The sequence below is a fragment of the Nocardiopsis sp. LOL_012 genome, assembly GCF_048060475.1.
In the GTDB taxonomy this organism is placed as follows: Bacteria; Actinomycetota; Actinomycetes; order Streptosporangiales; family Streptosporangiaceae; genus Nocardiopsis.
This window is the reverse complement of sequence record NZ_JBHMIV010000106.1, coordinates 1-576: the sequence shown is the minus strand read 5'-3', so window position 1 is coordinate 576 and position 576 is coordinate 1. Positions and strand designations below refer to the sequence as shown.

1 protein-coding gene is annotated in these 576 nt (G+C 72.0%); it reads left to right on the top strand.

Annotated elements, in window-relative coordinates; all coding sequences use genetic code 11:
• Nucleotides 1–576 (top strand): condensation domain-containing protein (locus ACFHWE_RS23650; protein WP_416604083.1); only part of this gene is annotated, 576 nt, incomplete at both ends.

The following is a 576-nucleotide window of genomic DNA, read 5'->3' as shown; positions in this document are numbered from 1 at the left end:
GAGCGTCCGGAGCGGGTGCCGTTGTCGTTCGCGCAGCGCAGGCTGTGGTTCCTGGACCGTCTTGAGGGGCCGAGTGCGACGTACAACATCCCGTTCTCTCTGAGGGTCGACGGTGGTGTGGACGCCGGTGTGCTTGAGGGGGCGCTGGGGGACGTGGTGGAGCGGCACGAGGCGTTGCGGACGGTGTTCCGTGAGGCTGAGGGTGAGCCCTACCAGCACGTCCTCACCCCCGAGGAGGCACGGTCCGCCCTGGTCTTCGAGCGTGTGGTTGCGGGGGACGAGGAGGGGGCTCCGCTCGCCGGGCACCGTTTCGACCTTTCGGGGGAGCTGCCGATTCGGGCGCGCCTGGTGGAGGAGGGGGGCGGGTGCGTGCTGCGCCTGCTGCTGCACCACATCGCCGGCGACGGCGCCTCCATGCGGGTGCTCATGACCGGTCTGGAGGAGGCCTACCGGGCGCGGGCCGCCGGGCACGCCCCCGCCTGGCCGGAGCCGGCCGTGCAGTACGCCGACTACACGCTCTGGCAGCGTGAACTGCTCGGCTCCCCGGAGGACCCAGAGAGCACCCTGGCCCGCCAG